10 protein-coding genes are annotated in these 11,223 nt (G+C 67.4%); all 10 read right to left on the reverse strand.

Features of this window, described 5'->3' with window-relative positions; all coding sequences use genetic code 11:
- Positions 1–5: 5 nt before the first annotated feature.
- The gene (gene mnmG / locus ACESMN_RS07905; RefSeq protein ID WP_373053051.1) at positions 6–1,877 is read right to left on the reverse strand and encodes a tRNA uridine-5-carboxymethylaminomethyl(34) synthesis enzyme MnmG; all 1,872 of its coding nucleotides are present in this window, start codon (positions 1,875–1,877) and stop codon (positions 6–8) included.
- A 317-nt stretch (positions 1,878–2,194) separates the two neighbouring features.
- Positions 2,195–2,821: a V-type ATP synthase subunit D gene (locus ACESMN_RS07910; RefSeq protein ID WP_373053052.1), complete on the reverse strand. Its 627-nt coding sequence runs from the start codon at positions 2,819–2,821 to the stop codon at positions 2,195–2,197.
- 10 nt (positions 2,822–2,831) lie between these two features.
- Complete coding sequence (locus tag ACESMN_RS07915; protein ID WP_373053053.1) at positions 2,832–4,334, reverse strand: V-type ATP synthase subunit B; 1,503 nt, start codon at positions 4,332–4,334, stop codon at positions 2,832–2,834.
- Positions 4,334–6,130, reverse strand: a complete 1,797-nt coding sequence (locus tag ACESMN_RS07920) for a V-type ATP synthase subunit A (protein ID WP_373053054.1) — start codon at positions 6,128–6,130, stop codon at positions 4,334–4,336. The genes ACESMN_RS07915 and ACESMN_RS07920 overlap by 1 nt, the downstream gene beginning before the upstream one ends.
- 4 nt (positions 6,131–6,134) lie before the next feature.
- Complete coding sequence (locus ACESMN_RS07925; protein ID WP_373053055.1) at positions 6,135–6,773, reverse strand: V-type ATP synthase subunit E; 639 nt, start codon at positions 6,771–6,773, stop codon at positions 6,135–6,137.
- Positions 6,770–7,129 (reverse strand): V-type ATP synthase subunit F, encoded by a 360-nt coding sequence (locus ACESMN_RS07930; RefSeq protein WP_373053056.1) that lies wholly within the window; start codon positions 7,127–7,129, stop codon positions 6,770–6,772. The genes ACESMN_RS07925 and ACESMN_RS07930 overlap by 4 nt, the downstream gene beginning before the upstream one ends.
- Before the next feature lie 12 nt (positions 7,130–7,141).
- Positions 7,142–7,588: an ATP synthase subunit C gene (locus tag ACESMN_RS07935; RefSeq protein WP_373053057.1), complete on the reverse strand. Its 447-nt coding sequence runs from the start codon at positions 7,586–7,588 to the stop codon at positions 7,142–7,144.
- Between the two features lie 42 nt (positions 7,589–7,630).
- Positions 7,631–9,526, reverse strand: coding sequence for a V-type ATP synthase subunit I (locus ACESMN_RS07940; RefSeq protein ID WP_373053058.1), 1,896 nt, complete (start codon positions 9,524–9,526; stop codon positions 7,631–7,633).
- 64 nt (positions 9,527–9,590) lie between these two features.
- A complete protein-coding gene (locus ACESMN_RS07945; RefSeq protein WP_373053059.1) occupies positions 9,591–10,655 on the reverse strand; it encodes a V-type ATPase subunit in 1,065 nt (354 codons plus the stop codon).
- A 50-nt stretch (positions 10,656–10,705) separates the two neighbouring features.
- Positions 10,706–11,023, reverse strand: a complete 318-nt coding sequence (locus ACESMN_RS07950; protein ID WP_373053060.1) for an ATPase — start codon at positions 11,021–11,023, stop codon at positions 10,706–10,708.
- Positions 11,024–11,223 lie beyond the last annotated feature (200 nt).

Here is an 11,223-nt window from a genome sequence, read left to right on the forward strand (position 1 = left end):
GGCCGTCAGGCGCTGGCCCGCTGCTTCAGGTGGATCGCCAGCGCGGACAGGGCCGCCGGGGTCACGCCCGGGATGCGCTGCGCCTGGCCGAGGGTGTGGGGGCGGAATTCGCTGAGCTTCTGGCGGATCTCCGAGGACAGTCCATGCACCCGCGCGTAGTCGATGTCTTGCGGCAGCGCCGTCCCCTCGTGCCGGTTCTGGCGGTTGATCTCATCCATCTGCCGGTCGATGTAGCCGGCATACTTCGCCTGGATCTCCACCTGTTCGGCCACTGACCCGGGCAGGTCCACGGCCAGTTCCGGCAGCCGCGCCATCAGCCCCGGATAGTCCACCTGCGGACGGCGCAGCAGCTCGATCAGCGTCACGTCCGGCTCCGGCCGCCCGCCCAGATACTCGGCGAGCTGCGCGTCCTCCCGGCGCGCGCGATCGAGGCGCAGGCCGGACAGCCGCGCCTGCTCGGCCTCGATCGCCTCGGCGCGCGCGCTGAATGCCCGCCAGCGGTCGTCATTCACCAGGCCGAGTTCCCGCCCGCGCGGGGTCAGGCGCAGGTCGGCGTTGTCCTCGCGCAGCAGCAGCCGGTACTCGGCGCGGGAGGTGAACATGCGGTAGGGCTCGTTGGTGCCGCGGGTCACCAGGTCGTCGATCAGCACACCGATGTAGCCATCGGCCCGACCCGGTGTCCAGGGCGCCTCGTCGCGGGTCCAGCGCGCGGCGTTCAGCCCCGCAATCAGTCCCTGCGCCGCCGCCTCCTCGTAGCCGGTCGTCCCGTTGATCTGGCCGGCGAAGAAGAGGTTTCCCACCTCCCGGGTGGCCAGCGACGACAGCAGGCCGCGCGGATCGAAGTAGTCGTACTCGATCGCATAACCCGGGCGCGTGATGTGTGCGGATCCGAAGCCATCGATGCTGCGGACCAGCTCCAGCTGCACCGCGTAGGGCAGGCTGGTGGAGATGCCGTTCGGGTACAGCTCCTCGGTGTCGAGGCCCTCGGGCTCGATGAAGACCTGGTGGCTGTTCTTCTCGGCGAAGCGCACCACCTTGTCCTCGATCGACGGGCAGTAGCGCGGGCCGGTGCCCTCGATCTGGCCGCTGTACATCGGTGCGTGATGCAGGTTCGCGCGGATCAGCTCATGGGTCTGCACATTGGTGCGGGCGATGTGACACAGCCGCTGCGCCGGGTGCTGATCGCGGCGGCCAAGGAAGGAGAAGACCGGACGCGGCTCGTCCCCGGGCTGGGGCTCCAGGCGCGAGAAGTCCACGCTGCGCCCGTCCACCCGCGGCGGGGTGCCGGTCTTCAGGCGGCCGACCGCGAAGGCCATCTCGCGCAGGCGCCGGGCCAGCCGGAGGCTCGGGGGATCGCCGGCGCGGCCCCCGGGCTGCTGCTCCGGGCCGATGTGGATGCGGCCGTTCAGGAAGGTGCCCACGGTCAACACGACCGCCCGCGCCGCGAATTCCAGTCCGGTCTCGGTGACCACGCCGGTCACGCGATCGCCCTGCATGCGGATGTCCGCTACCGGCTGCTGGAAGATGTGCAGGTTGGGCTGGGTCTCGACGATGCGGCGCACCGCGCGGCGGTAAAGGTACCGGTCGGCCTGCGCCCGCGTGGCGCGCACCGCCGGCCCCTTGCGCCGGTTGAGCACCCGGAAGTGGATGCCCGCGCGGTCCGCGGCCTCGGCCATCGCGCCGCCCAGCGCGTCGATCTCGCGCACCAGGTGGCCCTTGCCGATGCCACCGATCGCGGGATTGCAGCTCATCTGGCCGATGGTGTCGATGTTGTGGGTGAGCAGCAGCGTCTGCGCGCCGGTGCGCGCGGCCGCCAGCGCGGCCTCGGTGCCGGCATGCCCGCCGCCGATCACGATCACGTCGTAGAGATTGCTCATGGTGCTGCAGGATCCGTCGTCGTCCGGGCGCGGATTCTAGCAGGAATGGCGTAACGCGTTGAATTCCTCTGCCTGGGTCCCCTTCCCCAGACGTGCGCAATTGGGTGTGGGAGCGGCTTCCAGCCGCGATGCGGCGTCAAGGCAGGGTATCGCGGCTGGAAGCCGCTCCCACGGCCCGGGGGCCAGGAGACGGTCAGGCTGCCGAGAGCGGCGGATCGGCACTGTAGGGTGGGCAAAGCGCAGCGTGCCCACCAGAACGTACGGGGCCAGGATGGTGGGCACGCTGCGCTTTGCCCACCCTACGAGATCTCAAGAAGTCAGCCGGCCTCGGCGCGCTCGCGCAGGAGCTTCACCTGAAACAGGCCATTGCGCTCTTCTTCCTCCAGCGAGGACTGGATGAAGCGGATGGTGCGCTCGTAGCGCGGGATGATGTTGTACTTCAGCGCGTTCACCAGCTTCTGCGCCTTGCGCTGTTCCTCCATCAGGCGGTGCAGCGCGATTTCGACCTCGCCCAGTTGCGCGAGCAGCACGGTGACGTCGGCGAGCCTTTCGCGGCTGGTGTCGAAGCTGATGTCGGTGCCGAGCAGGCCGAGCGGCTTCAGCTGCACGCGCTCGGCGCGCACCGACGGATACTCGATGCCGAGGCTGCGCCGAGGCAGGATGCTGATCGTCAGCGCCTGCTCCACGCCAAGCGCGGCCTGGTGAATCCCGCGTCCCCCCATGCGCATGTGGGCGACGCTGAGACAGCGGTAGGCCTCGGCCAGCGCATTCTCCACCTCCTCGCGCAGGCGCCGGTACTGGCCAATGCGCTCATACACCAGCCGGGTCAGCAGGTCGCGCTTGCGCTCGAGCAGGTCGTGCCCGGCCTCCAGGAAGGTGACCTGCCGCTTCAGGCGGAGCAGGGTGTTCTTGGTCGGCGGTACCTTGATCAGTTGCTGGCTCATCAACCGGGGCTCATGCAGTGCTGGGCTGCGCGCCCGAACCGGACTTCCGCTTCTTCTGACGCCGCGTGCCGTAGGACTGCACGGCGGTGGTCGTACCGCTGCTCGGGCCGCCCGCGGCCGCGGCCGCCTGCGCCTCGTCCTCCTCCTGGTAGTACTTGCCGATATCCGCCTCGCTGACGCGGGTCAGCGCGTCCTTCGGGAAGATCGACATCAGTTCCCACGCGAGATCGAGCGTCGCCTCGATACTGCGGTCCTCTGTCTCCGCCTGCCCGACGAAGCGCCGGTCGAAGGCATCGGCGAAGGTCAGGTAGCGCCGGTCGTGCGTCGAGAGTTCATCGGCGCCGATGATGGATGCGAGGTTGCGGGTCTCGAGCGCACGCGCGTACAGCGCGTAGAGCTGGGCCGCGACCCGCGGATGGTCCTCGCGGGTGTCGTCCTTGCCGATCCCGTCCTTCATCAGCCGGGACAGGCTCGGCGAGATGTGCACGGGCGGATAGATGCCCTGGTTGTCCAGTTCGCGCGACAGCACGATCTGGCCCTCGGTGATGTAGCCGGTCAGGTCCGGAATCGGGTGGGTGATGTCGTCGGAGGGCATGGACACGACGGGCATCATCGTGATCGAGCCATGGCGGTTGTGAATCCGCCCGCAGCGCTCGTAGATCTCCGCGAGGTCCGAATACAGGTAGCCGGGATAGCCCTTGCGCGCCGGCACGTCGCCCTTCGCGGTGGCCACCTCGCGCAGTGCCTCGGCGTAGTAGGTCATGTCCGTCATCACCACCAGCACGTGGCGGTCGAGGTCGTAGGCAAGGTACTCGGCTGCGGTCAGGGCGGTACGCGGCAGGGTCAGCCGCTCCACCGGCGGGTCGTCCGCGAGGTTCACGAACATCACCACGTTGCGCAGTACGCCGGAGGAGGCGAACTCGTCGCGGAAGAACTTCGCATCGGCATAGGACACCCCCATCGCCGCGAAGACGATCGAGAAGGCTGCGTCCTCGTTCTTCAGGCGCGCCTGACGCACGATCTGGGCCGCGAGCCGGTTGTGCGGAAGGCCCGAGCCCGTGAAGATGGGGAGCTTCTGGCCGCGCACCAGCGAGTTCAGGCCGTCGATCGTCGAAACGCCGGTCTGGATGAACTCGCGCGGGTAGGTGCGGGCGGCCGGGTTGATCGCGGAGCCACCGACCGCGCGGCGAAGACTGGAAAGGATCGGCGGACGGCCATCGCGCGGTTCGCCCAGCCCGTTGAACTCGCGGCCCAGCAGTTCCGGCGAGAGTGCGATCTCCACCGGCGCATCCAGGAAGCGCACCCAGGTGTTCTCAAGATCGAGGTCCTCGACGCCCTCGAAGACCAGTATCAGCACGCTGTCCTCCGAGGCCCGGATCACCTGACCGTTGCGGATGCCGCCGGTGTGGTCCTCGATGCTCACGCGGTCTCCGAAGGCCACCCCGGGAGTGTTCTTCATCACCAGCAGGCCGCCACGTGCCTCAGCCGCAGTGCGGTATTCCTTGATGCTCATCAGGCCTGCTCCTCCTGCTTCGCGTATTCAAGGCGAAGGTTCTCGAGCGCCTGCTCGGTCTCCGCGCGGAACGCCTCGATTTCGTCCAGCTGTTCGCTCTTGTACAGGCTCTTGACCCGACGTGCCCGCGACAGCAGCGGCAGCCGCTGCAGTTCCTGCACCGGCACGCCACGGCTCACCAGTTCGGTGCCCAGATCGTAGATCGTCAGCGCCAGGTCCAGCAGAGCAAACTGCTTTTCCGGCGAGCAGAAGGTATCGATCTCGTCCAGTGCGCTCTGCTGCAGCACGCCCTCCTTGATCAGCGCGGCCGCCTCCAGATCCCAGCGCTGGGACGAGGACAGCGCTTCCGGCCCCACCAGGTTGACGATGCGCGAGAGTTCCGCGTCGCGGGCCAGCAGGGCCAGTGCCTCGCGGCGCCGCTCCTCCCAGCTGGGATCCACCTGCTCGTGCCACCACTGGGCGGCGGTATGTACGTGTCCGGAGAAACTGGTGACCCAGTCGATGGACGGATAGTGGCGGGCATCCGCCAACTCCTTCGACAGCGCCCAGAAGGTCTCGATGATGTCCTTGGTATGGCTGGTCACCGGCTCCGAGAAGTCGCCGCCCGGCGGCGACACCGCGCCGATCAGCGTGACCGAACCGGAGCGGTCGCCGTGAGTCTGCACGCGCCCGGCGCGCTCGTAGACCGCCGCCAGCCGTGAGGCGAGATAGGCCGGGTAGCCTTCCTCCACCGGCATCTGCCCCAGGCGGCCCGACACCTCGCGCAGGGCCTCCGCCCAGCGGCTGGTCGAGTCGGCCAGCATCACCACGTCGTAGCCCATGTCACGGTAGTACTCGGCCATGGTGATGCCGACGTACACCGACGCCTCGCGCGCGACCACCGGCATGTTGGACGTGTTCGCCACCAGCAGCGTGCGTTCCATCAGCTTGCGGCCGGTGTAGGGATCGTCCAGTTCCGGGAAGGTCTCGAGCACATCGACCAGTTCGTTGCCGCGCTCCCCGCAGCCGACATAGATCACGATGTCCGCGTTGGACCAGCGGGCGATCTGCTGCTGGACCACGGTCTTGCCGGCGCCGAAGGGCCCGGGCACCGCACCCTTGCCACCCTTGAGCTGCGGGAAGAAGGTGTCGATCACGCGCTGGCCCGTGATCAGCGGCGCGATACCGTCATCGCGGCGCAGGTAGGGCCGGGGCGTGCGCACCGGCCAGCGGTGGTACATGCGCAGCCGCTCGCTGTGTCCGTTGGCCGCTCGTACGCGCGCGATCGTCGACTCGATGTCGTACTCGCCGGCCGGGGCGATCTCCTCCAGCTCTCCGTGGATGCCCGGCGGCACCAGGATCTGATGCAGCACCGTCTCGGTCTCCTGCACCGAGCCCAGGCGAGTGCCCGGCCCCACCGGCTGACCCGACTCCAGGTCCCGGTTCGGCTCGAAGGCCCATTGCCTGGAGCGATCCAGGGCCGCGACATCGATGCCGCGGCGGATGTAGTCGCCGGACTGCAGCGCGATCTTCTCCAGCGGGCGTTGCACGCCGTCGAAGATCCCGCCCATCAGGCCGGGGCCGAGTTCGACCGAAAGGGGCCAGCCGAGACCCTGCGCGGGCTCTCCCGGACGGACGCCGTCTGTCGACTCGTAGGTCTGGACCACCGCGCGATCACCATTCAGCGAGATGACCTCGCCGAACAGACCGAGGTCGCCGATCTTGACCTGCTCGCCGTGGCGGATGCCGGGCAGTTCGACGGTGACAATCGGTCCGTTGATATCGCGGACCACGCCTGTGCGTTCAGTCTTGCTCATCATCTCATCCGGTAAAGAGGTTGCCCGACTCCGCGGAGGTCGGCAGCAGCCGTTCCAGGATCACGCGCTGGAGTTCCAGGCGCAGACGGGCCTTCCGGCCCTCGAAGGTGTTGTTGACCCGTTCGCGCCGGTTCTCGCTCAGCAGCAGCACGCCCCCCAGCGTCGGGATCGGCTCTTCGTCGAGCCGCAGTTCATGATCCGGCAATTCCGCGCGGATCCGATCCCAGACCTTCTCCAGCCGCTCGCGGTCATCGGCGTTGGTGCGCACGGTCAGCCTCGGGGCATCCATCTGCGAGGCCGCCTCGCGCAGCAGCCCGACCAGGTATTCCGTGTAGGCGTGTTCGTCACGCATGAAGGTCCGCATCCGGTCCTGCAGGCGGTCCTCGACGTCGCGCAACAGGTTCCAGCGCACCCCGTCCAGGTTGCTCTGCAGTTTCAGCTCGGCCGCCTGCACCCGCTGACGGTAATGACGATCGCCCAGCGCGCGGGCCGCGGCCTCCTCGCGCTGCTCCCGCTGGCGCAGACGCTCCGAGGCCTCGCGCAGCACCGAATCGCGGGTGCGCTGTGCCTGTTCCGCATACTGGTCGGCCAGCTGCTGGGCCCGCGCCAGGATCGCCTCTTCCAGCTCCAATACCTGATTCACGTTTCTTCCCCGGTGGATAGACTGCCCGCCCCGAACAATCGCTGCAGGCGCGCCGCGACGTCGCTGCTGAGCCGGGGCGGCATGGTTTCGAGGGGTGGCAGCGAAATCACGATGATGCGACCGCCCTCGCGGCGAAGCTGCGCGAGCATCGGTACATCCCAATCCATCATCGCATCATCGATAATCACGAAGGCGCTATCCCGACTGCGATCCAGGTCGCGCAGGATCCGGTTGACCTGGGCCGGTTCCGGGTTGGGCACGGTCTCGAACCCGATCAGCCGGAAGCCGTCAGCCAGGCTGCTGTCACCCATGAACAGCAGCCGTGTCTGACGACCGTGCGCTGCCTCCGTAGTCACGGCGCGGCGTCCTCAGATACGGTTCAGCAGCAGGATACTGACGACCAGGCCGTAGATCGCGATGCCTTCCGCCAGACCGATGTAGATCAGGCTTCGGCCCAGCATCTCGGGCTTCTCGGTGATCGCCGCCAGCGCCGCGGAACCGATCGGCCCCACCGCGATTCCGGCACCAATGGTCGAGAGCGCGGTCGGGATGCCCACGCCGATGATCGCCAGGCCGAGACCGATGCTGACCTCGGTGGCGACCTGCTCGGCCACGGCGGGCTGGGCCATCGCGTCACTGACGCCCAGCGCCAGCAGCCCGAACATCGCGCCGACGAACACGGTCATCTGCACGGCGAGCGCCGGCTTGAAGATGCTGCGAAGGCGCGGCGCCAGCGCCGGGCGCAGTTCCAGGTAGAAGCCTGCGGCGATGAGGCCGACGATGGCGAAGGACATGAGACCAACGAGCCAGTGCATGGTGAACTCCAGGGTTGTGTGGACAGGGAACGGATTCGATCCTCAGGCGGCGCGCGCACCCCGGCGCAGCCGGACCGGCGCGAACTCCCGGCCATCGGCCGAGAAGTAGCGCGAAAAACCTTCAAAATACTGCAGGCGCATGACCTGGATGGTGACGATCACGCCCTCGAGTACGATCACGAAGATATTGCCGAAGATCACCATCAGCACGTGCCCGACCGTGCCCATCATGCCGGCCAGGGTCAGCACCGCGATCATCAGCGCCACATGGTTGATACTGAAGGCGGCGACGCGCAGGAAGGACAGGGTGTTGGAGAGGTAACCGATCACCGTCTCCAGCGTCTCGATCAGCACGACCAGGACCTTTTCCGCGATCGGTGCCTGCATGTGCAGCCAGTTGTAGCCGGCGAGTGCTGCCAGCGCGCCAATGACCAGGATCGCCTGCACCAGCCCGAATTGACCCGTGAGGGCCAGCGATACGCCGCCCCAGATCAGCCCCAGGTAGAAGATCAGGTTCACGACCCCGTGCGGGCCGAACACGGCCGCCATCGGGGCACGGATCGCGAATCGGTTGTAGATGGTGAGCACGCAGGCGAGGGTGAGGAAGAGGACGCCCCAGCCAAGCGCCAGTTGCAGCATCAGGATCGGGTTGTACAGAGGCGACATCCACAGCGCCGGAAGCAGGTCCTTGTACCCGAATACGCTGCCGAACACGAAACCGAAGAAGATCGAGGACACCCCCGCCAGCAGCCCGAAGACGTAGAAGCGCCCGAGCTTCCTGCGGAAGATCCAGGCCAGCAAGGCCAGCACGCCGCCGTGTCCGACGTCGCCGAACATGGTCCCGAACATCAGCAGGAAGGTGATCGTGAACAGCAGCGTGGGGTCGATCTCGCCGTAGCGGGGAATGCCGTACTGCTTCACCAGCATCGCAAACGGCTCCAGGAGGCGGCTCTTCACCGGTACCGTTGGCACCAGCGGTCGCTCGTCCTCGCGCGGCCGGCGGCTTTCCAGGCTGAAGGGGTGCGACATCTCGGCCTGCAGCCGGTGCTCCACCCGGGGCAGATCCCGGGACGGTACCCATCCGGCGATACAGGCGAGATGCCCGGCGCTGCGGATCGCCGGATCCATCGTGACAAAGGGTTCGGCGAGGGCAAGCACGGTGGCCGCGTGGGCCAGCTTGTCGTGCATCAAGGTCGCGCACTCGTCGACCTCCTCGGCCAGTTCGGCACGCTCGCGGGCGATGCGCTGGCGTTCGGCCCGCTGCTCGGCCTGGATCGCGCCGGGGGATTCATCCAGCCCGTGCGGGAGCGGTACCGCGGTGAACCCGGCCGAGGCCAGCAGCGATGTCAGTTCGGATGGATTCAGACCGGCCGGCCCAAGGATCACCACGTGCGCATTCTCATCCTGCTCCCTGTACTTCAGCAGCATGTAGCCCGCCAGGCGAAGGGCCCCCTCGAGGCGGGCGACGTTCTCCCGCGGCACCACTCCGACGCGCAGATCGAGGAAACGCTTCTCGGCGCGCAGTGCACTCAGATCCACGTTCAACTCTGCGAAGTTGGCCAGCGCGGCCTCCTGTTCGTCGAGCAGGCGCTCGGCCTCATCCAGCTCCCGGAATCCTTCCTGATGCTCCAGGCAGAAGCTCCACGCCTGGCCGAGCCAGGTATTGGTCTCGGTCAGCTCGTCGAGCCCCACTGCCCGGATCTCGCTCAGATCCGGTTCCGGCAGCGGCACGACCTGCCCGATCTTCTCGAACCGGGACCGCCCCTGCTGGTACTCGCGCTGGTACCGGCTGTCCGCGAGCGGCGTCAGGCGCTGCTCCTCGGGTTGCCTTGGGTCGGGATGGAAGCGTTCCGTCTCGGCCAGCACCAGCGACGCCTGGGGCAGGTCCTCTTGCAGCACCAGGAGCCGGACATGCTTCATCGGCTGGGGGGTCAGCATCAGGAGGGTTCCTCTTCGGTCCTCGCGGTCGAGCGGGAAAAAGGGGACATGGAGCGACCGGGCATCAGGCCGCCTCCTGCCATCGGTGCACGCAGATCGCAGGGCTCAGCCCCAGCGCAAGGTCGACATAGGTGTCCGGCAGCCGGAGCAGCCGTCCCTGAACGAGGCCGAACACCGCACGCAGATTTTCCTCGCGCAGCATCAGATAGGCCAGGGCCCTGGAGACGCCGGTCTGGCCATGGCGCAGGGCATCGGCCGCGATATCGGCGCAATAGAAGGCGAGGCGCCGCTGCGCCTCCATCAGGTTTCCCGCATCCGCCAGGAGATCGCGCAGCGGGCCCGGCAGGGCCGCGATCACCTTGATCTGATCATCCAGCGCAACCAGGTCCAGCAGCCGCTGGCGGTACATCAGGTGCGGGGAGGGGACCAGCTGGTAGAAGGTCTCTGATGGCGACAGCTTGTAACCGAAGCGGAAACGCAACAGCCAGAGGATATTCGCCCGGTCAACCAGACTCCCGACCAGCACCCGCATCTCGCGCTGATCCGCGTGCCCGCCCAGCCGGCCCACGCGGCGCGCGAGCTCGGTGTAGTAGCGCTGATCGATGGCCGCCTCCAGCGCGAAGGCCTCCTGCCGCCGCTCGTAGATCTCACGGGCCTGGCGGGCGAGGAGGCTCAGCGGGCCGCTTTCCAGATAGCGCAGCAGTTCCACCGCACTTTCCGTGCGGAAGAGGTCCTCATCGGGGAGCCGCAACCGGGGCGGTAGATCGTACAGGTTCTCGCGGATCTCCTGCGGGTCGAGGTCATTGATCTTGCCGCGCAGCAGGGTCTTGAGGTTGAACAGCGCGAACCGGCGGCCCCAGGCCAGCACCAGCCCGCGTTCTTCCGTGTCCATCGGGCGGATCAGGACCTGCAACTCCTCGAGCAGCAACTGGATCAGCGCCTGTTCCACCGCCCGGCTCTTCGCACGAACGTTGCCCGGCTCCTCCAGCAGACTGCCAAGAGCGAATTCGTCGGCGATTTCCGCGAGACTCATCTGCACGAAGCGCTTGAGGTCGTCCCGCCCGAACAGCTGGGTCGCCTTCGCCGCCACCCGCGTATTCAGGTAGGCGTTGCTTGCCACGCTGCTCATCGAAATAGACCTCTTCGTCCCGCCCTTGTAAACGGAAGGCTTTGAGTCGGCTAGAGCCTGACGTCAATCAGGACCTTGAAGGCGGCCTCCAGCGCCTCGGACTCGCGCTCTTCGGCGAGGTCGCGAAGCGTCTGGTGGCGTTCGTCGTAGCGGCGTTCGACCTCCGCGATGGTCTTCGCTGCCCGCTCCTCGGAACGCGCGATCCAGGTCTTCTGGATCTCGGGAACCCGCGCGGTGAAGCGCTCGTCCAGATCATGGGCCTCTTCGGCCGCTGCCGAAATGGTGCGCTGGTGTTCCTCCTCGGCCTCCTTCGCGAGGCGTTCCGCCCGCATCTCGGCGTCGAGGAGTCGTTGCAGCGTGTCGTCCATTGCTCGGGCCTCAGGCTGTGCATCATGGCGTCGGGACGGACTACGCAGGGGCGACCGGACAGTTTCGAATACCCTGGCGCCGGACCCGACCGGGTGCCACTTCGGGCTTGGAACACGCGGCAGATGATACTCCTACCGTGGATAAGCCGTCCAGAATGTAAGCAGATAATGGTTTAATGCCAGGCCCGGGACGGCCACCG

Origin of the sequence: Thioalkalivibrio sp. (assembly GCF_041690275.1) — a bacterium.
GTDB lineage: Bacteria > Pseudomonadota > Gammaproteobacteria > Ectothiorhodospirales > Ectothiorhodospiraceae > Thioalkalivibrio.

Excerpts from the sequence above, each read along its gene's own strand:
- ACESMN_RS07950 (WP_373053060.1), bottom strand. The coding sequence starts at position 11,023 with ATGGACGACACGCTGCAACGACTCCTCGACGCCGAGATGCGGGCGGAA.
- ACESMN_RS07945 (WP_373053059.1), bottom strand. The coding sequence starts at position 10,655 with ATGAGCAGCGTGGCAAGCAACGCCTACCTGAATACGCGGGTGGCGGCG.
- ACESMN_RS07910 (WP_373053052.1), bottom strand. The coding sequence starts at position 2,821 with ATGAGCCAGCAACTGATCAAGGTACCGCCGACCAAGAACACCCTGCTC.
- ACESMN_RS07915 (WP_373053053.1), bottom strand. The coding sequence starts at position 4,334 with ATGAGCATCAAGGAATACCGCACTGCGGCTGAGGCACGTGGCGGCCTG.
- mnmG (WP_373053051.1), bottom strand. The coding sequence starts at position 1,877 with ATGAGCAATCTCTACGACGTGATCGTGATCGGCGGCGGGCATGCCGGC.
- ACESMN_RS07940 (WP_373053058.1), bottom strand. The coding sequence starts at position 9,526 with ATGCTGACCCCCCAGCCGATGAAGCATGTCCGGCTCCTGGTGCTGCAA.
- ACESMN_RS07920 (WP_373053054.1), bottom strand. The coding sequence starts at position 6,130 with ATGAGCAAGACTGAACGCACAGGCGTGGTCCGCGATATCAACGGACCG.
- ACESMN_RS07935 (WP_373053057.1), bottom strand. The coding sequence starts at position 7,588 with ATGCACTGGCTCGTTGGTCTCATGTCCTTCGCCATCGTCGGCCTCATC.